Here is a 19,636-nt window from a genome sequence, read left to right on the forward strand (position 1 = left end):
GTGGAGGCTCGCCGCAGCGTCCTCATGCCCCGCGTACCAGCCTGTCGCGCAGCCTCTCCTGGAGCTCGGGGTCCATCCCAGCGGCCTCCAATCGGCGGCGCAGGCCCGCCACCCCGTCCAGCTGGCGGAGCATCGCCTCCATGCTGGCCGCCGGTGCGCGCAGCATCGCGTGCTCACCGTCCACCGCTCGCATCTGCTCGACCCGAGCAGCCACATGCCCAGCCGCCCGGAGCCGGGCGAGCACCGCGGGGACTCTGCTGTCGGAGCGCGCATAGTCGGCGACGACCACGTCGGCCGGAGCACCCAGGGCCGCGAGCACCGCGGCCACGGCCACACCGGTGCGGTCCTTGCCGGCGGCACAGTGCACCACGACGCCGCCGGCGGACCCGGCGATGATCCGCAGCGTCTCGACCAGTTCCGCGGCGCGATCGTCGACCAGGCAGGCGTACCAGCGACCCACGCCCTCAGGGCGGCGAGTCTGCTCCATCACCGCAGCCATCGCCTCAGGGGCGGCGACCTCCTGGGTCAGCGGCACATGGTGACACCGGATCCCGTGGTCCGCGGCGAGCCCCGGGCCCGTATGGCGGCTCTCCTCCACGGAGCGCAGGTCCACCACAGTCCGCAGGCCGGCCGCGGCGAGCTCGGCGAGCTGCTCCGACGCGGCCAGGGCGACGTCGTCGGCACGCCACAGGATCCCCTCACGCACCACGCCTCCCGCCACCGGCAGGCGGGCGAGGTCCCGCAGGTTCTGCAGGCGCGAGACGGGAAGTCGGGCGAAGGGGGCGCCCCCGAAGCACGCCCGGTCCCGCTCCGGTGGGGACGCCTCAGCGGTGAGCGACTCAGGCATGGGCACGCACCTGCTGGAACAGCTCGGGCTGGCTGCGGTCATAGACGCGCGCACCCAGGACCACTCCGGCATGCAGCAGAGCCACCCCCTTGCCTGCGGCGACGACGGCGGTGAGCACCCCGATCCACGGGACGTCGGTGACCAGCCAGATGATCCATCCGAGGAGCTCGGGAAGCATCAGCACCACGATCGCCAGCATCGAGAGCAGCTGCACCGCCATGACCCGCCCCAATGAGCCCTGCGGCTGCTTGAAGGGGCTCTCCCCAGGCCGCGGCACCGGATAGGTGAACCGCGCGGAGACCAGCGAGGAGACTCCCACTGCGGTGAACAGGGCGCCCACGCTCAGCCCGGCGGTGAGCAGCACATGCAGCGAGCCTCCGGCGACGGCCGCGGGGATGACCGCAGCCAGCAGGGTCGCCGGCAGTGCGAACACCAGCAGCCCGACCGCGCGACCGCGCCGATCGTCGAGCCCACGGATCCCGGCGGTCACATGCAGGCTGAACGCCGTATGGTCGTAGGAAACGTCCGCGGAGATCGCATACCCCAGGGTGAAGGCCAGGAAGGGGCCCAGCGCATACAGGAATCCGGTCTGCCCGGTCTGCAGGTGCAGGACGACCGCGAGGATCACCATGCCGGGGACCACGACCAGCGACCCGCCGTAGCGGGGGTCCTTCATCCAGTAGGTCATCGCCCGAGCCGCCACGGCGCCCCAGGGGCGGTCCGGAAGGACGGCGAAGAGTCCCAGCCTGCCCTGCTGGCCTGATCGACGCCGGGCCTTCGGCGCCCGCGGCCGCTCGGTGAGGGTGACCAGACCCGCGCGGATGACCAGCACCGCCGTCACGATCGTGGCCGCCAGGATCAGCAGATGGATCAGCAGTGCTCCCCAGTCTCCCCGAGCGACGTCGCCCGGCAGCGCTGTGCCCGCTCCCAGCGGGGTGAAGGAGAGGACCTCGGCGAGGGTCGGCATCGCGTCGACGAGGCTGCCGAAGGCGTTCTGCGCCGTCATGACCAGCGGCCAGGCGAGCATGGCCAGCGCCAGTCCGAGGATCGCCGTCAGGTCGCGGAAGCGGCGTCCGTCGAGCCAGGCGCTGGCGGCGGTCACCAGCGCCTGACCGACCAGCGCGTAGGTGAGCAGCAGCACCGGTGCCGCCATCAAGGCTGTGAGCATCGCGGCCGGCTCGGCGCGCCAATACAGCACGTGACCCACCAGCCACAGCAGGGTCAGCACTGTGCCGATCGAGACCAGGCCGCACAGCATGAGCCCGAGGATGAGGGTGCGCCGGGGCAGCCCGAAGGTCACGAAGTGCTTCGGGTCCATCACGGCGTCCCCACCGGTGAGGAACAGCGGGACCAGCATCCACAGCAGGATGACTCCCGCCCCGGTCAGCACCGAGTACATATGGCGCAGGTCTGTGTCCATGCCGAACTCCGGGGAGCCGGCGACCACCAGAGACGTGACCACCAGGGACGTGACGCCCAACCCGTAGAGCAGGACGACCAGGGTCCCGACCACCTGCCAGGCCGAGCGCTTGAAGCCGTTGGCCGACTGCGCGAGCTTCAGTCGGATCAGAGTCGCAACCATGACAGCTCCTGTTCCCCGCCTTCGAAGCCGACGAGCTCGACGAAGCGGCTCTCCAGGTCGCCGGGGCCGCGGACCTGGTCCACTGTGCCGGAGTCCAGCAGACGGCCCTCGGCGATGATGCCGACGTGGGTGCACATGCGCTGCACCAGATCCATCACATGGCTGGAGAGGATGACGGTGCCGCCGGAGTCCACGTAGCTGTCCAGCAGCCCACGGATGGTGCGGGCGGAGACCGGATCCACCGCTTCGAACGGTTCGTCCAGCACGAGGAGATCGGGGGCGTGGATCATCGCCGTGGCCAGAGCGACCTTCTTGGTCATCCCTGCGGAGTAGTCGGCGACCAGCTGATCTGCGGCCTCGGTGAGCCCCAGCACCTGCAGCAGATCAGCGGTGCGTCCGGCGACGGTCTCCCGGTCCATGCCGCGCAGCAGGCCCGCGTAGGTGACCAGCTGTTCGCCAGTCAGCCGGTTGAACAGCATGACGCCGTCGGCGAGGACACCCATACGGCGTTTGGCCTGGAGCGGACTGGCCCAGACGTCGATGCCGCCGACTTCGGCGCGGCCGTGGTCGGGGCGCAGCAGCCCGGTGGCCATGGACAGCGTCGTGGTCTTCCCCGCGCCGTTGGGTCCGACGAATCCATAGAACGAGCCCCGCGGGACCTCGAGATCGAGGCCGGCGACGGCGGCGGTGTCCCCGAACCGTTTGGTCAGCCCCTGCAGGCGGAGCGCGGGTGGCCCGGTGGTGCCGGAGGCCTCGCGCGGCCGGGACTGAGCGTGAAGTGTCGAGTCTCCGAAGTCCGTCATGCCGTTCAGGCTAGTCGGCGCCGGCGCCCCCGACATCACCCCCGAGGATGATCCGACGGCTCAGAAGAGCGCCCGGGCCAGCTGCTGCCGGGACTTGTTCACCCGCGGATCGCTGTCTCCGACGATGGAGTAGAGCTCCACCAGGTGGGCGCGGGCTTTCTCTCGGTCCTCGCCGACATGCCCCCGGATGAAACTGATCAGCCGCGCGAAGGCGTCCTCCACATGACCACCGAGGACATCGACGTCGGCCACGGCGATCTGCGCGTCGACATCGTCCGGAGCCTCCGCGGCCGCCGTGCGGGCCTGCTGGAGGTCCACACCCTGGGTGCGCTTCATCAGCCGGACCTGGGCCAGACCGATCGAGGCATCCGTGTCGCCCGGGTTCTCCCGCAGCGCCTCGTCATAGGCCGCGATCGCGGCGTCGAGGTCGCCGTTCTCCAGGGCGTCGTGCGCCTTCTGGTGCAACGGGGGAAGCTCCGGCTCCTCACCGGCCGCGCCGGCCCGCCGACTCTGCGGGGGAAGCTTCTGGGTCATGCCGTTCTGTGTGGCCAGCTGCACCATCTCGGTGACGACCTGACCCAGCTGGTCGGCGGGCACTGTCGAGTCGAACTCGCCCACGGGACGACCTCCGATGAAGGCGGTGGCCACCGGAATCTGGTCCGCGCCCTGGGCCTGGGCGAGCTCGTCGCTGGCAGAGGCGTCGACCTCGGCGAGCAGCACCCTCCCCTGCTGGGCGTCCACATGGTCGGCCAGTGCAGAGCGCATGGTCTGGGAGGCGTCGTCCTCCCCATGGATCAGCACCACCACCGGCGCCTGGGCGGAGAGCTGGACGATCTGCTGCAGCTGCTCCGGCTGGATCTGCACCACCCAGCTGTCAGCTCCGGCGGCATGCTGCCCACCCGGCTGCCCGGGCTGCGGATCTGGGCCTCCGGCTCCGGCCAGCTGCGAGAGGTCGACCGCACCGCGTGCGTTCACCGGCGTCCCTGCTCCGGTCTCAGATTCAGGTCCTGGCTGGGTCACAGCGCTCACTCCTCCATCACTGCTGCTGGTCCGACACGACTGATCTCCCGGTCCGACCTGCTGGTCGGCAGCACAGGGTCAGTCGAGGATGTCCACATCACTCACGATATCGTGCACACCAAGCAGGACGACGTCGTCCTCCTCCCCGGCCGGGATGTGAAGAATCATCGACTCACGGTTGATGACGTCCGCATCCGCGGTCGTCGAGTCCGTCCCGGCCAGCTCCGCGAGCGTCTCGTCCTCGAAGATGATCTGATCGCCCTCCTCCCGAGGGCGCAGCTGCATGGTGGAGTCGAAGGACCCCACGGCGAGCACTGACCCGTCGGGCAGGCGCAGAGCGGTGGTGCTCCCCTCCACCAGCGGGCGGGTGTAGTTGATCTCGACGTCGGCGGCCTCCTCGCGGACGTCCTCCTGGTAGGACTGCAGGTCTTCGATGTACGGATTCTCCGCCACGTGGGAGCCGAAGTAGTACTCGCGGTTGTTGAGGAAGACCGCGGTGCGGACCATCGCGAAGTCGGGGGCGAAGCGGGCGACCTCCGATTCCGGGTCCACCGGGACGATGCCACCCTCCTCGGCGGAGATGGCGGGGAACTCGGTGCCGGGCATCATCATGACGGCCTGGATCAGCCGGTAGTTCTCGCGGGGAGACTCCTGCTCGATCACCAGCACCTGGGGGATCTCGGAGTCCTCGTGCCGGGTGATGACCACCGCCTGGCGCGGGAAGTCGAAGGCCGAGGTCACCGCCGCGGCCAGAACCTCCGCCCCGATGGGCTCCGGGCGCGCGGCATCGCTGATCTCCTGGTTCCGGTAGGTCAGCTCCCGGACGTCCCAGGCATTGCCGCCGACGCGCTCCTCGAGCAGGTCCGCGTCCTGCTCCGCGTCGCCCTGCTCCACGACCTCCACGATATCTCCGATGATGCGCTGCAGCTGGCTCTCCAGCAGCACCGAGTACTCCCCGGCCTCTGGCAGGTCCTGGGTCGAGTCCCCTTCGGCGGAGTCGCCCTCTTCGCCCTCTTCGCCCTCTTCGCCCTCTTCGTCGCCCGCGGGCTCCTCCGGGCTGCTCTCGTCGCCGGTGTCCTCAGCAGTGCCCTCATCCGAGTCCTCATCAGCATCGGCATCAGCATCGGCATCAGCATCGGCGTCGTCGGCCTGTTCCTCCGCCTCCTCCGGGGAAGCCTGCAGGTCCGCGGAGATGTCGACACCCGGCCCGGCCGTGACCGCCACGGCGGCCAGCACGGCGACCGAGGAGCTGCGCCACCAGTGCGAGCGCCGTCCGGACTCTCCGTCCTGAGCGGGACCCTCGGGAGCCGTCGGCTCGGTGCTCTCCTGATGCGGCATCGGCTCGTCCTCCGGCTCGGTCTCCTCTGACTCGGCGTCCTCTGACTCAGCGTCCTCTGCTGAGTCCTCTGACTCAGCGTCCTCTGCTGAGTCCTCTGACTCGGCGTCCTCTGCTGACTCAGTTGCCTGGACGTCCGTCGACTCCTCGTCGGGGCCGTCCACCGTCCCGTGGACCGTCGTCCCGCGCGTCGCAGGTTCCTGCTCGGCGGTGCCCTCCGCATCCTCCGGACCCTCCGACGCCGCGTTCGACTCCACATCCTCGGCCGCGTCGCGCTCGGCTTCCCCGCCGTCGGAGTCCTCACGCTCGGCGTCGTCACCCTCGGCGTCCACCGAGTCTTCGGGAACCACTTCGCCGTCATAGGCGGCGGCGAGCACGTCACGTTCCTTCCGGCGCGCAGCCATGGCCCGATAGAAGAGCACCAGTGCCAGCAGGATCAGCAGGGCCCCTGCGACGAGCAGAGCGATGCCGAGCGTGCGGTCGACCGGCTGTTCGACCTCGACGGACACTGCCGCCGGAGCCGCCTCCTGCCCATCCCGGAAGATCATCACAGCCCAGTCCCCGGAGTCGTCGGGGGCCACCCAGCGATACTCCAGCGGCCCCTCCGTCGTCTCAGTGGCGACCCACAGGTCGGATCCCGCGGGGTCGGGGACCTCCTCCTCCCCGTCGACATCCTCGGCGAGCACGCGCGGCGGCTCCTCGGCGGAGGCGGCCTCCACGCCGGTGATGCGGACATGGGCGGCGTCGTCCACCCAGGCCTCAATGTCATCGAGACGGGCCAGTGCGATGGTGTAGTCGCCATCAGCCTCGATGGTGAACTCCTCACGACCCTCCTCAGGGTCGATGACGCCATCGGTGATGATCGTCAGCGGCGCCTCCTGCAGTTCAGGCGTCTGGGCGACCGCGCTCTCCTGGGGCGCCCAGACGGACAGCTGGCCGATGCCGACCGCAAGTGCGGCCAGCCCGAGCAGGAAGGCGAGAAGAGAAGACAGGAAACGCACAGGTGGGTGTCCTTAGATGTGGCGGGCCCATGAACGGACGGGCCGACGACACCGCGTCCCCGGCCCAGCTCTCTAGGGTAGCCCACCATAACGATCCGGTCACGTTCTGCCGACGAGGTGGCGCTGCCGCGGCGCAAGGTCACGCACCACATCCCCACAGGGCACAGAGGTCACCACTAGGCTGGTCCTGTGAGTTTCCTGCAGCGCGGACTCCGGCGGCTGGCCCCCCGCGGTCGCCGGACCCGGACCGAGGGCCCGAACCCGGGGAGCCCCACGCCATCCGGCACCGACGACCACCCCGTGGGCGACCCCCAGCCGCGCCCTCGCCGCATCTCCCGGCTGCGCCGCAGGCTGCGCCCGATGCTCGTGGACCCGGATGAACCGGCCCTCCTCTATGACGCCCACGGTCTTCCCCCCGAATCGTGCGGGCCCCCGGCCACCGAGCGACCCGGCCCAGACGCCGCCGGGGACGTCCCGCGCCGGCCCCGCGAGTCCTCCAGCTCGACCACCCGCTCAGCACAGAGTCCGCCCGCCGCCCGGGCCAGCGATAGGGCCAGCGATAGGGCCAGCGATAGGGCCAGCGACCGGGCCAGCGACCGGGCCAGCACCGAAGCCCCGGCTGAAGGAGGGGGCGGCTCCGCCGGACCTCCGGAGGCCGCTCCCCCAGACGGGACGACGGCAGAAGGCCCGTCCTCAGATCCGACGGCGCCGGACCCGGGTGCTCCGCGCGCTCTGCACCAGTTCACCCAGACCACCCGCCCGGTGTACACGGGTTTCATGCTCGCCGTAGGTGTGGGGCTGGCTCTGCTCATCTTCTACATCGGGCAGACCAACACGCAGCTGCTCATCTGGATCGGTGCGGCCCTGTTCATCGCCCTGGGATTGGACCCTGTGGTCCGGGCCCTGGAGAGGGTCGGGCTTCCCCGGCCGGCCGGTGTCACCGTCACGATGCTGACCTTCGTCACCACGGTCTCCTCGTTCATCGCCTGGCTCGCTCCCGCGGTGACCGAGCAGATGTCGACCTTCGTGACCACCATCCCACAGATCGTCTATGACATCTCCCGGTCTCCCTGGTTCCTCCGTCTGGACGAGGACTTCCAGCTGCAGGACATCATCGACAACGAAGTCAGCCGCTTCGTGGCCGACTCCTCGAACATCACCAACGCGTTGGGCGGGCTCTTCGGCGTCGGCGCCGCGGTGCTGACCACCGGCTTCGGGATGCTCGTGGTGGCCGTGCTGGCCCTGTACTTCCTCGCCTCGCTGCCGACGATGAAGGCCTGGGGCTATCGCTTGGTTCCCCGCTCCCGACGGCCCCGGATCCAGCACCTGGGCGAGCGGATCCTCAACGGTGTGGGCTACTACGTCATCGGGCAGGCCTGTGTGGCGTTCCTCAACGGGGTGGTGGCCTATGTCGCCATCAGCATCGCCGGTGTGCCCTTCGGCGCGCTGTTCGCCGTCGTGGTCGGGGTGCTGGCCTTCATCCCCCTGGTCGGCCCGGTCACGGGCGGCTCCCTGGTGACGCTCGTCGCACTGACCGTCGACTGGCAGACGGCCCTGACCTTCGCGGCGATCTACTTCGTCTATCTGCAGATCGAGGCCTATCTGGTCTCCCCCCGCATCATGGCCCGAGCGGTGAAGATCCCCGCGGCCGTGGCGGTGATCTCGGTGATCGCCGGAGGCACCCTGCTGGGGGTGCTGGGCGCGCTGATGGCCATCCCGACGGCGGCCGCCCTCATGCTGCTCATCCGTGAGGTGCTCATCACGCACCAGGACAGCCGGTGAGCCGATGCCGGTGGGCCACTCTCACCCTGGCCGCCTCGCCAGCTCTCAGGCGATCCTCCAGCAGTGGGTGTGCCAGTGGCGACGCTCCGAGGCAGCATGTTCATCGCCGAGGATCGAATCGGCGCGCCAGGCCACCACGTGCGCCGTCCCGGCGACGATGGTCAGATGGCAGCCGGGGCAGACGTACTCCTTGGTGGCGCCGGAGGCGCTGATCCGACGGACATGATAGTCGCCGTCGCGGCGGGATTCGATCCCGGCGGAGAAGCCTCCCGGCGAGAGCACACTCCTGTCCAGAGGGCGAGCCTCGCGCTGCCATTTGGACGGTCCGCGTCCTCCGCGCCGTGATCCCCGAGAGCCCTTGCCCATGAACTCCATTGTGGCAGAGTTCCTCTCCACCTCCTGGTCACCCGCCCACGCACCCGCCCACGCACCCGCCCACGCACCCGGTGCGGCATACCCCGGGCGAACCCGGTAGGATCGACGACCGTGCGATTGGTGATTGCGACCTGCTCCGTGACCTACACCGGACGACTGAACGCCCACTTGGCCCAGGCGACGCGCCTGCTCATGGTCAAGGCCGACGGCGCCGTCCTGGTCCATGCCGACGGCGGCTCCTACAAGCCGTTGAACTGGATGTCGCCACCCGCGACGATGCGCGTCTCCGCCCCCGATGCGGAGGAGGCCGAGGCCGGCGTGACCGAGGTCTGGACGGTCACCGCGGACAAGAGCGACGACACGCTGCGCATCTCGCTCTTCGAGGTCCATCATGACTCCCAGCATGAGCTGGGGACGGACCCAGGTCTGGTGAAGGACGGTGTGGAGTCAGACCTGCAGCGGCTGCTCGCCGAACAGATCGACCGACTCGGCGAAGGGCACAGCCTGATCCGTCGCGAGTACCCCACCGCAATCGGCCCGGTGGACATCCTGGCCAAGGGGCCCGGCGGCACCGTCGCGGTGGAGCTCAAGCGGCGCGGGGACATCGACGGCGTCGAGCAGCTCACCCGCTATCTGGATCTGCTCAATCGAGACCCGCTGCTGGCCCCCGTCGCGGGCATCTTCGCCGCCCAGCAGATCAAGCCTCAGGCCCGCACACTGGCCGAAGACCGCGGCATCCGTTGTGTGGTGCTCGACTACGACGAGCTGCGCGGAGTCGACGACGCCGAGTCCCGGCTCTTCTGATCATCGAGCCCTGTGCCACACAGCAGGTGATGCTCCGGCCTGCGCAGTGCATCGGACGCCGTGCACACGACGCCGATGACACTCTCGAGGACAGCCTCACCGGCGTCCTGGCACTGCCTTCCATGGGTTGAAGACTTCAGGCCAGAGCGGGACCCTGACCAGCGTGAGGTCGGGTGGCAAGACGTCGCAGCACGAGCCATACGACAACACCTGCGACTATCGACAGCATCGGCACCAGTTGCGACGCGAATTCGGACCCGCGCGCCAGCACCACGGGGATCGACAGGCCTACGAAGATCCGTACTGCTCCCACGCCCCCGGCATCACCCCTTCGCCACTGGACCGCGTGATCATACGCGCGGCCAAAGACCAGCACCACCACCAAAGGGATCACAAGGCTCCACAGCGCCCAGTCCTGCGCCAATCCGATCACGGCCAGCAGCGCGCCGAAAGCGATGGCGAGGCAGGCGACATACGAAGTCACTCGAGATGCGTCTCCACGGAGGCTCACGGTCTCTCACTCCTCAGCATGCGTTGTTCCAGTCAGGCCCATCACTCGAGAGTGCAGCCTGGGCCGGAACGCTTCCGCACACTGACAGCACACCCGCGACGAGCACGGCGATCACCAAACTCACACTCCGAGGGACGCCCCCTGCGAGGCAGTGCACCACACACTGGAGTAACTCCTCTCGGCATCCAGGGGAATGACTGAATCCATCCGTCGTGCGCCTCAGTACACCGTCGTCTCTGCCCCACGCGCTCACCGGAGACGCCGCAGGCCGCCGCCGAGCTCCCCTGTTGGGAAGCCCGACGACGGCCTCAGCTGTGAAGTGAGAGGTGCCGGCAGAGCCGGACCGGGTCCTCGCGATGCCCGCGAGGCGTCAGTCCGTCACCACCTGGGCGTCATCGGCGACGATGGTCACCCGGTCGGAGTCGACCGAGAAGAATCCGCCGCTGAGATGTGCCCGCACCGGTGCACCGTCCACCGGCTCGATGAGCAGCTCACCGGAGGCCAGCAGCGCCAGCACGGGGGTGTGACCGGGGAGGATCCCCATGTCACCCTCGATGGTGCGACCGCGGATCGCCTTGGCGCTCCCGGACCACACTGCGTGGTCCTGGGAGACCACCTGGACGTCGAGTTCAGCCATGATCTGTTCCTTCCCCGTGAGGTCCGAAGACTCAGGAGTTCTTCTGCAGCTCGGCGTACTTCTGCTCGACGTCGTCCAGGCCACCGACGTTGTAGAACGCCTGCTCCGGGATGTGGTCGAGGTCGCCGTCGCAGATCGCGGTGAAGCCCTCGATGGTGTCCTTGATCGGCACCGTCGAACCTTCGACACCGGTGAACTGCACCGCAGTGTAGGTGTTCTGGGACAGGAACTGCTCGATGCGGCGGGCCCGGGAGACGACGATCTTGTCCTCTTCGGAGAGCTCGTCCACGCCGAGGATGGCGATGATGTCCTGCAGCTCCTTGTTCTTCTGCAGGATCTGCTTCACTCGGGTCGCCGTGTCGTAGTGCGCCTGCCCGATGTACTGCGGGTCCATGATCCGCGAGGTCGAGGTCAGCGGGTCCACCGCAGGGTACAGACCACGCGAGGCGATCGCACGGGAGAGCTCGGTCGTCGCGTCCAGGTGGGCGAACACGTTCGCCGGTGCCGGGTCGGTGTAGTCGTCGGCGGGGACGTAGACGGCCTGCATCGAGGTGATGGAGTGGCCGCGGGTCGAGGTGATGCGCTCCTGGAGCACACCCATCTCGTCTGCGAGGTTCGGCTGGTAGCCCACGGCCGAGGGCATGCGGCCCAGCAGCGTGGAGACCTCCATGCCGGCCTGGGAGAAGCGGAAGATGTTGTCGATGAAGAGCAGCACGTCCTGGTTCTTCACGTCGCGGAAGTACTCCGCCATGGTCAACGCCGACAGCGCCACACGCAGACGCGTGCCTGGCGGCTCGTCCATCTGGCCGAACACCAGTGCGGTGTCCTTGAGGACGCCGGCCTCCTCCATCTCGACCCAGAGGTCGTTGCCCTCACGGGTGCGCTCACCGACGCCGGCGAACACCGAGGTGCCGCCGAAGTTGCGGGCCACACGGGTGATCATCTCCTGGATGAGCACCGTCTTGCCCACACCGGCACCGCCGAAGAGACCGATCTTGCCACCCTGGATGTAGGGAGTCAGCAGGTCGATCACCTTGATGCCGGTCTCCAGCATCTCGGTGGAGCCCTCCAGCGCCGCGAAGTTCGGGGGCTGACGGTGGATGGGCCACCGGTCCTCCACCTCCAGGTCCGCAGTCGGCATGTCCAGGGTCTCGCCCAGGACGTTGAAGATGTGCCCCTTGACGGAGTCACCGACCGGCACGGAGATCGCGGCACCGGTGTCCTGCACCGGCAGACCGCGGACCAGACCGTCGGCGCCCTGCATGGAGATGCCTCGGACGAGGTTGTCGCCGAGGTGCTGGGCGGTCTCGAAGGTGATCGTCTTCGTCTCGCCGCCGAGGGTGACCTCGGTGGTCAGCGCGTTGTAGATCTCCGGCATGGCGTCGGCCGGGAACTCGATGTCGACGACCGGGCCGATGACCCGGGCGATACGACCGGTCGCACCCGACGGAACGTCCACAGCGGACTGTTCTGCAGTACTGGCAGTCATCTCTCTCACTTCACTTGATGTTGGATGATGTCAAAGCGGTCAGTTCGGGCGGTCGTTGGCTCCGCCCCGTGGGCTGCTAGCTGGCGGACAGTGCGTCGGCGCCCGCGATGAGCTCGGTGAGCTCCTGGGTGATCTCAGCCTGACGTGCGTTGTTGCGCAGCAGGGTGTACTTGCGGATGAGCTCGTCGGCGTTGTCCGCGGCGGACTTCATCGCCCGCTGACGGGCGGCCAGCTCGGAGGCCGCAGCCTCGAGCATCGCCGCGTAGATGCGGGACTCGACGTAGCGCGGCAGCAGCGCGTCGAGCACCTCCTCCGCCGTGGGCTCGAACTCATAGAGCGGCAGCAGCTCGTCCTCGGCTTCGACCTCCTTCTCGACGACGGCCAGCGGAAGCATCCGGTGGACCACCGGCTCCTGACTGATCATCGACTTGAATTCGGTGTAGACCAGGTACAGCTCGTCGACACCGCCCTCGGCAGTCTCCTGGACGAACCGCTCGACCAGCGCATCGCCGATCTCACGGGCGGTCTCCACCGCTGGTGCGTCCGTCCCCCCGGTCCAGACGTGGTCATACTCCCGCTCACGGAAGTCGTAGTACGCCTGGGCCTTGCGACCGTAGAGGTACGGGCGCACCTCCTTGCCCTCCTCTCGGAGGTAGGCGACGAGCGCCTCGGCGCGCTTGAGCACATTGGTCGAGTAGGCGCCGGCGAGACCGCGGTCGGAGGTCATGATGAGCACCGCCGCGCGGGTCGGGTTCTCCGACTTCTGCGTGAGCACGTGCTCGATGTCGTCCTGCGAGGCCACGGCCGAGACCGCGCGGGTGATGGCCTCCGCATACGGCAGCGACGCCCGCACACGCTGGCGCGCCTTGCCGATCCGCGAGGTCGCGATCAGCTCCATCGCCTTGAAGATCTTCTTCATCGACGAGGTCGATGCGATCTTCTGGCGGTAGACCCGGATCTGGGCTCCCATGCTTGTCCTTCCCTGAAGTGGTCGGCTCCTGCGCCGACGTCGGCGACGAGTGGCTCTGCATCGAGCCGGCCCGTCCACCGACGTCGGCGACCGGAGTCGGAGTCAGCTCGACTCAGCGGTCCTGAGCGACGATCTCTTCCTGAGCGATCTCGTCTGCGGACAGCGCCTCTGCCTGCTCATTGCCGACGATCGACTGCGGGCCCTCCGCGTGGAAGGTGCGCTTGAACTCGACGATGGCTTCGTTCAGCGCCGCGCGGGTGTCGTCCTCGAGCTTGCCGGACTCGGCGAGGTTGGTCAGCACCGTGGTCTTCCGCCGCAGGTGCTCGATCCAGTCCTGTTCGAAGCGCTTGACGTCGTTGACTTCCACGTCGTCGAGGTGGCCCTCGGCACCGGCCCAGATGGAGACGACCTGTTCCTCGACCGGGTACGGGGTGTACTGCGGCTGCTTCAGGAGCTGCATCTGCCGCTCACCGCGGACGAGCTGCTGACGCGTGGCCGGATCCAGGTCCGAGGCGAACATCGCGAAGGCCTGCATGTCCCGGTACTGGGCGAGGTCCAGCTTCAGCGTGCCGGCAACCTTCTTCATCGCCTTGACCTGGGCGGCGCCACCGACGCGGGACACCGAGATGCCGACGTCGACGGCGGGGCGCTGGTTGGCGTTGAACAGGTCCGACTGCAGGAAGATCTGCCCGTCAGTGATGGAGATGACGTTGGTCGGGATGTAGGCGGAGACATCGTTGGCCTTGGTCTCGACGATCGGCAGGCCCGTCATCGAACCGGCGCCCATCTCGTCGGAGAGCTTGGCGCAACGCTCCAGCAGGCGGGAGTGCAGGTAGAAGACGTCGCCCGGGAAGGCCTCACGTCCCGGCGGACGACGCAGCAGCAGCGAGACCGCACGGTAGGCCTCAGCCTGCTTCGAGAGGTCGTCGAAGATGATCAGCACGTGCTTGCCGCCGTACATCCAGTGCTGGCCGATGGCCGACCCGGCGAAGGGCGCCAGGTACTTGAAGCCCGCCGGATCGGAAGCCGGGGAGGCCACGATGGTGGTGTACTCCAGCGCGCCCTGCTCCTCGAGGGTCTGGCGGACGGCTGCGATCGTGGAGGCCTTCTGCCCGACGGCGACGTAGACGCAGCGAACCTGCTTGTCGACGTCACCGGAGTCCCAGTTGGCCTTCTGGTTCAGGATGGCGTCGATGGCGATGGCGGTCTTGCCGGTCTGGCGGTCGCCGATGAGCAGCTGGCGCTGGCCGCGACCGATCGGGATCATCGCGTCGATGGCCTTGATCCCGGTCTGCAGCGGCTCGTGCACCGACTTGCGCTGCACGACAGACGGTGCCTGGAGCTCGAGAGCACGGCGGCCCTCGGGCTCGATGGCGCCGAGGTCGTCGATCGGGGCGCCCAGCGGGTCGACGACGCGACCCAGGAAGTTGTCGCCCACCGGCACGGAGAGGACCTCGCCGGTGCGGTGCACCTCCTGGCCCTCTTCGATCCCGGAGAAGTCACCGAGGACGACGACGCCGATCTCGCGGGTGTCGAGGTTCTGGGCCAGGCCCAGAGTTCCGTCCTCGAAACGGAGAAGTTCGTTGGCCATGGTCGAGGGAAGCCCCTCGACGCGGGCGATGCCGTCGGCTGCCGAGATCACCCGTCCGACCTCGACGCGCTCGGTGCGCCCCGGGTCGTAGGACGCTGCGAACTCGTTCAAAGCATTGCGGACGTCGTCGGCGTTGATGGTCAAGTCGGCCATCTGCAGTCCCTGCTCTCCTGTGTCGTGGCCGCAGCTGCGGCCGAGTGGTTCAAAGATTCACGTGTATGTCAGCGCCATCAGCGCTGGATGTCAACGGCGCTGGGAGACGCATGCGCTGCTCCGGGGCCCGGTTCAGCCGGCCAGTCTCCGGTTGAGCTCGCTGAGCCTGGTCGCGACCGTGGAGTCCACGACCTCATCGCCGACCTGCACCCGGATGCCGCCGACCACAGAGGGATCGACGACGACGTCGAGTCTGAGCTCTCGGCCGAAGTAGCGGTCCAGGCTGGAACTCAGCCGTCGCCGGTGGGCTTCGTCGAGCTCCTTGGCCACGGTGACCTGCGCGATCCAGCGCTGCTGACGCGCGGCGATCTGCTCGGCGAAGCGCTCGACGAGCGCCTCCGGGCGCAGACCGCGAGGAGCAGTCACCGCCCGGTCGATGAGCAGACGCGCCTCGGCACCGGCTCCGCCGGACAGCCGTGCGGCCAGGCGGCGCTTGGCCGCAGCGTCAGCCTGAGGTTCGGTCAGCGCGTGCTGCACCTCGTGGGAGGAGGACACGGCACGTCGGAAGCCCAGCAGATCGGACTCCAGCGACTCGAGGCCGTCGAGGCCGTCCTTCTCCGCCTGCACGGCCACCACGGAGACCGCGAGACGCTCGATCGCGTCACCGAGGTCCCGCTCACGGCTCCAACGCTGGGAGGCCACTGCCTCCAGCACGGAGACGGTGCTGGTCCGTGCCTTGGCGCTGAAGAGGCTCCGCACCATCGCCGCACGGTCCCCCGCGTCCCGGGCAGGGTCGGTCAGGCTTCGCCGCAGGGCGGCCGAGGAGTCCAGCACATCGAGGGCGCTGAAGAGCTCGTCCGCCACGGCGAGCTCCGCCGCTGCGAGCGTGTCCGCCAGCTGCTCCTGCAGCGTGGCGAGGGATTCACCGGTCACCGCAGCCATTACTGTGCCGCTCCTGTCGTGTTCGACTGTTCGGCGGCGTCGAGGTCAGCCAGGAAACGGTCGACCACCCGCTGGGAGCGCGCGTCGTCTTCGAGGGCTTCGCCCACGATCCGGCTGGCCAGCTGGGTCGCCAGCGCGCCGACGTCCTGACGCAGCGTGACGGCCGCCTGCTGGCGCTCCGCCGCGATCTGCTGCTGAGCCTGCTCGGTGATGCGTGCGGCCTCGGCCGCCGCCTTCTCCTTGTGCTCGGCGACGATCTGGGCACCCTCCGCGCGGGCCTCCTCGCGGATCCGGCTGGCCTCGGCACGTGAGTCAGCCAGGTTCTGCTCGTACTCGGTCTTCATCGCTTCGGCCTCAGCCATGGCCTCCTCGGCCTGGCTCAAGCCGCCCTCGATCGCCGTGCGGCGATCCTGGTACGCCTTCTCGAAGGCCGGAGCGATGAACTTCACCACGACGACGAGCAGCGCCAGGAAGCCCAGGATGACGACAAGGGTCTCCCAGAGGTTGGGAACCAGCGGGTTGGCGTCCTCGGCCGCTGCCTGGATCAGTGAAGTGCTGATCATGTGTTCACCCATTTTCACTAGTCAGACGGTCTGAAGGGGGTCCAGGCCAGCTGCACCCCGCACACGGGCTGTGTCAGAGCCTGGTCAGATCACGAAGGCGAAGACGATGGCCAGGACGAAGACCGCCTCAGCCAGGGCGAAGCCGAGGATCGCGATCGGCTGCAGGACACGCTGAGCCTCCGGCTGACGGGCCACACCGTTGATGTAGGCCGCGAAGACCAGACCGATGGCGATGGCCGCACCGAGACCGGCGATGCCCATGCCGAGCATGTTCAGGGATCCGTCCATGGAATTTCTCTCTTTCTGTCTCGATCCCGGTGCTTGTCACCGGGACTGTCTCTGCTCGTCCAGCCGATGGTTCCGGTCAGACGTTCGTTCTTATGGGTGTGGGGTGCTCCCCGTGGAGTTCCCCGAGTCTGCGTGGTGATCGTCGTGTCGGTGGTCGTCGGTCCGTCCTGCGCGAGGATCTGCTCGACCGACCAGACCCCCGGCGTCTCGGTCGCATGAGGTCAGTGAGCGTCGGCCTCGATCGAGCCCTGGATGTAGATGGCGGTCAGCAGGGCGAAGACGAAGGCCTGCAGGACCATCATGATCAGTTCCAGGAAGTACAGCGGGATGGACCCCAACAGGATCAGGACGCCCAGGCTGCTGGAGCCGAGGCCTTCCTGCTGCGCGATGAGGAACTCCGCGCCGGAGCCTGCCAGCATCACGATGATGTGGCCCGCGAGCATCACAGCCATCAGACGCAGCGAGTGCGTCAGCGGGCGGATCAGGAAGTTGGAGAGGAACTCGATGGGGATCAGCAGCGGCAACAGCCACTTCGGCACCCCGGAGGGGACGGTCATCAGCTTCACGAACCGGCCGCCGTGGAGCTTGAACCCCATGGCGATCCACGTGACCCAGATGATCGCGGCGATGGCGTAGGCGGACCCCGCGTGGGAGAAGGTCGGCATCTGCAGCAAGGGCACGGCGCCGAAGAGGTTGTTGAACAGCACGAAGAAGAAGACCGTGAAGAGGAACGGCACCCAGGGCTTGAAGTGCTTCTCGCCGAGGATGTCCCGGCCGAGGCTGTTCCGCACGAAGGAGTAACCGCCTTCAGCGATGAACTGCAGCCGTGAGGGCACGAGCTCGTGCTTGCGGATGGCGAACATGAAGAACCACCAGATGGCCAGCACCGCGAGGATGACCATCAGCATGTTCTTGCCGAAGCCGGTCCCCCATTCCGCCATCCACGGGAAGATCTCCGGAAGATGGGTCTCACTGATCGTCGGCGGGGTGAATCCACCCTCGTCGGCGGCTACGAGCGCAAGCGACTGCAACGCTGGTCCTCTCTGCGGTGTCCGTCATCGGGCACATGGGGCATGGGCCCCGGGCATCGGCGAGCCGGAGGGTCTCCGTCTCTACGTCGTTCTCGGCGCGATCGGCGGATTCTCTCCGGTGACATGCACACAGAGATATCCCTCAACCCTGGATCAGGGAAGAGCTGTGGAGTGGTGACTGGACAGAATCCAACACCGTGATGCGGCCCTCAGTCAGCCTATCAAAGACCGGGACGACACACGGCATGCCCCTCACGCCAGGACCAACTGTACTACGAGCCGTAGAAGTCTGCCGCTCTGTGTCTCGTCCCGTGACACCCCCACCGGGGTCAGCGCTCCTCGGGGTCAAGGGTCACGCGAAGCCGCATGAAGGCGGAGATCTCGGCGATCTGCCACGCGATGACGGCGGCCGCCGCCGGGAAGAGCGTCCAGCCCGGATCGATCCAGTCGGGTGGGGGCACAGAGGTCAGCACCACCGCCAGCAGCACGATCTTCAGCGCGAATCCCAGCATGAAGGCGGTGATCGTCTGGGACGGCACCACGCGCTCCGCGACGTCGACCAGCAGCAGGCTCATGGAGGAGAACACCACCACGATCGTCCCGCCCAGGACCGCGCTGAGCGCGGCATCGGCACCCGAGACGAGCATCCCGACACAGGCGGCCAGCACTGTCGTCGCGACTCCTGCGGCCGAGGCCACCAGCAGCACGCGCCGCCATCCGGTCGCTCCAGGGAACAGCCTCGTCATCGGGCCCTCTCCTTCCGGGCGCGCAGCGCCCGCTGTGCGGTCCGCCGGTTCACCCGGGCGGCCCGCCGTCGCGTCCACGGACCCAGCGTGAGCACCGTCGCGGCGCCCAGCGTACCGAGCATCGCCAGACTCACGAACCACCACGGGAGAAAGTTGAAGGAGACCGCACCGAAGGCGAACAGACCCGACCAGAGGTAGAGCAGCAGCACCGCCTGAGGGTGGGAGTAGCCTCCATCGACGAGCTTGTGGTGCAGATGTCCCCGGTCAGGGCTGAACGGTGAGGCCCCTCGGGCAGTGCGCCGTATGACCGCCAGAGCCAGATCCAGCAGCGGCAGCAGCGTGACCGCCAGCGGCAGCAGGATCGGCATGTAGGCGGGCACGTTGCGGAAGCGCCAGCCCTCGGAGAGCTGCCCGACGTCCGAGGTCACGGCCACTGCCCCGGCGGCCATCACCAGCCCCAGGAGCATCGCTCCGGTGTCGCCCATGATGATGCGCGCCGGGTGGAAGTTGTGCGGAAGGAAGCCCAGACAGGCCCCCACCATGACGGCCATCAGCAGGGTCACCAGGTTGGAGGCGTCGAACTCGTTGATCGACAGCGTCAGCAGATAGCTGTAGATGAAGAAGGCGCTGCCACCGATGGCCGCCACCCCGGCGGCAAGGCCGTCCAGACCATCGATGAAGTTGAAGGCGTTGATCGTCAGCACCACCAGGAACACCGTCAGAGCGGCCTGGACCGGAGCGTCGCCCACGCCCAGCCAGCCGACCGGCATCACCTCCAGCTGGACGCCATGGACCACCAGCAGCACACCGGCGCCCACCTGTCCGATCAGTTTCAGGAACCAATGGATGTCCCAAGCGTCGTCCGCCATCCCCACCGCCAGGATGAGCACCATCGCGGCGAAGACCCCTCGGACCGGGGTGAGATCGGCGAAGATGCCGCTCAGATAAGGGATGGCAGCCGCCGCGGCAAGCCCCACGACCATGCCCACGAACATGCCTGCCCCTCCCCAGCGGGGCAGGGTCTGCCGATGCATGTCCCGGTCACGGACCGGTGTATAGACGCCCAGGGTGAGCGCGACCGACCGCACCAGAGGCGTGACAGCATAGGTCACCATCGCCGAGAGGGTGAGCACGATGAGGAAATAGATCATGAGATCGCGGGAGC

19 protein-coding genes are annotated in these 19,636 nt (G+C 68.1%); 2 read left to right on the forward strand and 17 right to left on the reverse strand.

Annotation, left to right across the window (positions count from 1 at the left end; genetic code table 11):
- Positions 1-22 precede the first annotated feature (22 nt).
- The 5 genes from ACYVKI_RS06110 to ACYVKI_RS06130 form a co-directional block, all read right to left on the reverse strand.
- Positions 23-847 (reverse strand): tyrosine-protein phosphatase, encoded by an 825-nt coding sequence (locus ACYVKI_RS06110; protein WP_460689452.1) that lies wholly within the window; start codon positions 845-847, stop codon positions 23-25.
- Positions 840-2,429, reverse strand: coding sequence for a transporter (locus ACYVKI_RS06115; RefSeq protein ID WP_460689453.1), 1,590 nt, complete (start codon positions 2,427-2,429; stop codon positions 840-842). The genes ACYVKI_RS06110 and ACYVKI_RS06115 overlap by 8 nt, the downstream gene beginning before the upstream one ends.
- Entirely contained in the window at positions 2,414-3,232 is an 819-nt protein-coding gene (locus tag ACYVKI_RS06120) for an ABC transporter ATP-binding protein (RefSeq protein WP_460689454.1), read from the reverse strand. The genes ACYVKI_RS06115 and ACYVKI_RS06120 overlap by 16 nt, the downstream gene beginning before the upstream one ends.
- 60 nt (positions 3,233-3,292) lie before the next feature.
- Complete coding sequence (locus ACYVKI_RS06125; protein WP_460689455.1) at positions 3,293-4,252, reverse strand: tetratricopeptide repeat protein; 960 nt, start codon at positions 4,250-4,252, stop codon at positions 3,293-3,295.
- Positions 4,253-4,330: 78 nt separating this feature from the next.
- Positions 4,331-6,589, reverse strand: coding sequence for a hypothetical protein (locus tag ACYVKI_RS06130; protein WP_460689456.1), 2,259 nt, complete (start codon positions 6,587-6,589; stop codon positions 4,331-4,333).
- A gap of 777 nt (positions 6,590-7,366) precedes the next feature.
- On the opposite strand from ACYVKI_RS06130, the gene ACYVKI_RS06135 reads away from it, so the two are divergent.
- Positions 7,367-8,371 (forward strand): AI-2E family transporter, encoded by a 1,005-nt coding sequence (locus tag ACYVKI_RS06135; RefSeq protein ID WP_460689457.1) that lies wholly within the window; start codon positions 7,367-7,369, stop codon positions 8,369-8,371.
- A gap of 45 nt (positions 8,372-8,416) precedes the next feature.
- On the opposite strand, the gene ACYVKI_RS06140 is transcribed toward ACYVKI_RS06135, so the two are convergent.
- On the reverse strand, positions 8,417-8,737 hold the full coding sequence (locus ACYVKI_RS06140; RefSeq protein ID WP_460689458.1) for a hypothetical protein: 321 nt from the start codon (positions 8,735-8,737) through the stop codon (positions 8,417-8,419).
- 120 nt (positions 8,738-8,857) lie between these two features.
- Between ACYVKI_RS06140 and nucS the strand changes: the two genes are divergently transcribed.
- Entirely contained in the window at positions 8,858-9,550 is a 693-nt protein-coding gene (gene nucS, locus ACYVKI_RS06145; RefSeq protein WP_460689459.1) for an endonuclease NucS, read from the forward strand.
- A gap of 136 nt (positions 9,551-9,686) precedes the next feature.
- On the opposite strand, the gene ACYVKI_RS06150 is transcribed toward nucS, so the two are convergent.
- The 11 genes from ACYVKI_RS06150 to ACYVKI_RS06200 all read right to left on the reverse strand — a co-directional run bounded on the left by ACYVKI_RS06150 (position 9,687) and on the right by ACYVKI_RS06200 (position 19,622).
- The gene (locus ACYVKI_RS06150) at positions 9,687-10,034 is read right to left on the reverse strand and encodes a hypothetical protein (protein ID WP_460689460.1); all 348 of its coding nucleotides are present in this window, start codon (positions 10,032-10,034) and stop codon (positions 9,687-9,689) included.
- 397 nt (positions 10,035-10,431) lie between these two features.
- Positions 10,432-10,698: a F0F1 ATP synthase subunit epsilon gene (locus ACYVKI_RS06155; RefSeq protein ID WP_460689461.1), complete on the reverse strand. Its 267-nt coding sequence runs from the start codon at positions 10,696-10,698 to the stop codon at positions 10,432-10,434.
- A gap of 31 nt (positions 10,699-10,729) precedes the next feature.
- Positions 10,730-12,187, reverse strand: coding sequence for a F0F1 ATP synthase subunit beta (gene atpD, locus ACYVKI_RS06160; RefSeq protein WP_460689462.1), 1,458 nt, complete (start codon positions 12,185-12,187; stop codon positions 10,730-10,732).
- A gap of 76 nt (positions 12,188-12,263) precedes the next feature.
- Entirely contained in the window at positions 12,264-13,157 is an 894-nt protein-coding gene (locus tag ACYVKI_RS06165) for a F0F1 ATP synthase subunit gamma (protein ID WP_460689463.1), read from the reverse strand.
- A 112-nt stretch (positions 13,158-13,269) separates the two neighbouring features.
- Positions 13,270-14,901: a F0F1 ATP synthase subunit alpha gene (gene atpA, locus ACYVKI_RS06170; RefSeq protein WP_460689464.1), complete on the reverse strand. Its 1,632-nt coding sequence runs from the start codon at positions 14,899-14,901 to the stop codon at positions 13,270-13,272.
- Positions 14,902-15,033: 132 nt separating this feature from the next.
- Entirely contained in the window at positions 15,034-15,843 is an 810-nt protein-coding gene (locus tag ACYVKI_RS06175; protein ID WP_460689465.1) for a F0F1 ATP synthase subunit delta, read from the reverse strand.
- Positions 15,843-16,406 carry a F0F1 ATP synthase subunit B gene (locus ACYVKI_RS06180; RefSeq protein WP_460689466.1) on the reverse strand — a complete coding sequence of 188 codons (564 nt, stop codon included), beginning with the start codon at positions 16,404-16,406 and terminating at the stop codon, positions 15,843-15,845. Before ACYVKI_RS06180 ends, ACYVKI_RS06175 begins: the two co-directional genes overlap by 1 nt.
- Before the next feature lie 84 nt (positions 16,407-16,490).
- The gene (locus tag ACYVKI_RS06185) at positions 16,491-16,694 is read right to left on the reverse strand and encodes an ATP synthase F0 subunit C (RefSeq protein WP_179540247.1); all 204 of its coding nucleotides are present in this window, start codon (positions 16,692-16,694) and stop codon (positions 16,491-16,493) included.
- 221 nt (positions 16,695-16,915) lie between these two features.
- On the reverse strand, positions 16,916-17,725 hold the full coding sequence (gene atpB, locus ACYVKI_RS06190) for a F0F1 ATP synthase subunit A (RefSeq protein WP_460689467.1): 810 nt from the start codon (positions 17,723-17,725) through the stop codon (positions 16,916-16,918).
- A gap of 329 nt (positions 17,726-18,054) precedes the next feature.
- Entirely contained in the window at positions 18,055-18,471 is a 417-nt protein-coding gene (locus ACYVKI_RS06195; protein ID WP_460689468.1) for a hypothetical protein, read from the reverse strand.
- On the reverse strand, positions 18,468-19,622 hold the full coding sequence (locus ACYVKI_RS06200; protein ID WP_460689469.1) for an MraY family glycosyltransferase: 1,155 nt from the start codon (positions 19,620-19,622) through the stop codon (positions 18,468-18,470). The genes ACYVKI_RS06195 and ACYVKI_RS06200 overlap by 4 nt, the downstream gene beginning before the upstream one ends.
- Between the last annotated feature and the right edge of the window lie 14 nt (positions 19,623-19,636).

It is taken from the genome of Nesterenkonia suensis, assembly GCF_054782935.1.

Coding starts and splice junctions, on each gene's coding strand:
- ACYVKI_RS06165 (WP_460689463.1), bottom strand. CDS start 13,157: ATGGGAGCCCAGATCCGGGTCTACCGCCAGAAGATCGCATCGACCTCG.
- ACYVKI_RS06110 (WP_460689452.1), bottom strand. CDS start 847: ATGCCTGAGTCGCTCACCGCTGAGGCGTCCCCACCGGAGCGGGACCGG.
- ACYVKI_RS06200 (WP_460689469.1), bottom strand. CDS start 19,622: ATGATCTATTTCCTCATCGTGCTCACCCTCTCGGCGATGGTGACCTAT.
- ACYVKI_RS06180 (WP_460689466.1), bottom strand. CDS start 16,406: ATGATCAGCACTTCACTGATCCAGGCAGCGGCCGAGGACGCCAACCCG.
- atpD (WP_460689462.1), bottom strand. CDS start 12,187: ATGACTGCCAGTACTGCAGAACAGTCCGCTGTGGACGTTCCGTCGGGT.
- ACYVKI_RS06155 (WP_460689461.1), bottom strand. CDS start 10,698: ATGGCTGAACTCGACGTCCAGGTGGTCTCCCAGGACCACGCAGTGTGG.
- ACYVKI_RS06185 (WP_179540247.1), bottom strand. CDS start 16,694: ATGGACGGATCCCTGAACATGCTCGGCATGGGCATCGCCGGTCTCGGT.
- ACYVKI_RS06140 (WP_460689458.1), bottom strand. CDS start 8,737: ATGGGCAAGGGCTCTCGGGGATCACGGCGCGGAGGACGCGGACCGTCC.
- ACYVKI_RS06135 (WP_460689457.1), top strand. CDS start 7,367: ATGCTCGCCGTAGGTGTGGGGCTGGCTCTGCTCATCTTCTACATCGGG.
- ACYVKI_RS06115 (WP_460689453.1), bottom strand. CDS start 2,429: ATGGTTGCGACTCTGATCCGACTGAAGCTCGCGCAGTCGGCCAACGGC.
- ACYVKI_RS06195 (WP_460689468.1), bottom strand. CDS start 18,471: ATGACGAGGCTGTTCCCTGGAGCGACCGGATGGCGGCGCGTGCTGCTG.
- ACYVKI_RS06175 (WP_460689465.1), bottom strand. CDS start 15,843: ATGGCTGCGGTGACCGGTGAATCCCTCGCCACGCTGCAGGAGCAGCTG.
- atpA (WP_460689464.1), bottom strand. CDS start 14,901: ATGGCCGACTTGACCATCAACGCCGACGACGTCCGCAATGCTTTGAAC.
- ACYVKI_RS06120 (WP_460689454.1), bottom strand. CDS start 3,232: ATGACGGACTTCGGAGACTCGACACTTCACGCTCAGTCCCGGCCGCGC.